Consider the following 1,293-nt stretch of genomic DNA (forward strand, 5'->3'; position numbering starts at 1 on the left):
CTACCGTAAAAATCATAACTAAATCCAATCATAAAGGTATCGTATCGCCTTCCTAAACTCTTTGCGTTTAATTCGGCAAAAACATGTACGGGTTTAGACAAGTGATATAATACTCTTACTTTTATTTGTGCTCCATGATTAAAATCTCCTGTTCTAAATCCTAAAAATGCTTTACCTTCTATGTCTTCAAAAAAAACAGAATCATTACCAGTATACCCCATACCTGCCGTTATCGTTGTAGGATACCAATTAAACAAAATTAAGTTTACTCCAAGAGCTAATTCGTTATACGCTTTATAATCTTTATTTTTTTCAATGGATAAAGATCGATTGTATTCTCCCATAAAAGTGGTGTAACAATTAAAAGCATACTCTATTCTTGCTCCAACAGAAAGTTCTTCTTCTAATCCAAAGTTTTTTCCTGCTGCCAAACCATAATTAATGGCTCCCGGATCGTACTGAGCAAAAGATGTGTTTGTAATAAACACCAGTAGGACAATAGATAAAAATAGCTTCATTACAGACTGGAATATCTCTAGGATTATTGGTTTTATTAGCAGAGCAAACTTACTACTTAGCTGCAAAAAGGTTTACATCTTCTTCGCTCACTTCTTTTCCTCCTAAAATTATAAGACGTTCTACGACATTACGAAGTTCTCTAATATTACCAGTCCAATCATATTGCTGTAACTGCTTTATGGCTTTGGCTGAAAATTTTTTGGTAGGAGAACCTTGCTCTCCGGATATTTTTTGTGCAAAATACTCTACCAATAACGGGATATCTTCTCTTCTATCGTTTAATGCGGGTACTTTTATTAAAATCACAGCTAATCTATGGTACAAATCTTCTCTAAACCTGTTTTCTTCAATTTCCTTTTTTAGATCTTTATTGGTTGCTGCTATCACCCGCACATCTACTTTTATATCTTTATCACTACCTACGCGTTGAATTTTGTTTTCTTGTAAAGCCCTTAATACTTTTGCTTGTGCAGAAAGGCTCATGTCCCCTATTTCATCCAAAAATATAGTTCCTCCATTTGCTGCTTCAAATTTACCTGCCCGATCTTTATTTGCAGAAGTAAAAGCTCCTTTTACATGCCCAAACAATTCACTTTCTATTAGCTCTCCAGGTATTGCGGCACAATTTACTTCTATTATTGCTCCTTTAGAACGTTCACTTTTTTGATGTATCCAGTGTGCTACTAGTTCTTTACCAGTCCCGTTTGGCCCTGTAATTAAAACTCTTGCATCTGTAGCGGCTACTTTTTCGATAATATTTTTTATATCAGAAAT

General features: G+C 34.6%; 2 protein-coding genes. Both read right to left on the bottom strand.

Features of this window, described 5'->3' with window-relative positions; genetic code table 11:
* On the bottom strand, positions 1-518 hold a 518-nt coding region (locus ACZIYX_RS23955), incomplete at its 3' end, for a hypothetical protein (RefSeq protein ID WP_462684778.1).
* A 52-nt stretch (positions 519-570) separates the two neighbouring features.
* Positions 571-1,293: sigma-54 interaction domain-containing protein (locus ACZIYX_RS23960; RefSeq protein ID WP_462684779.1), on the bottom strand; the 723-nt coding region annotated here is incomplete at its 5' end.

Source organism: Aquimarina sp., assembly GCF_977115655.1.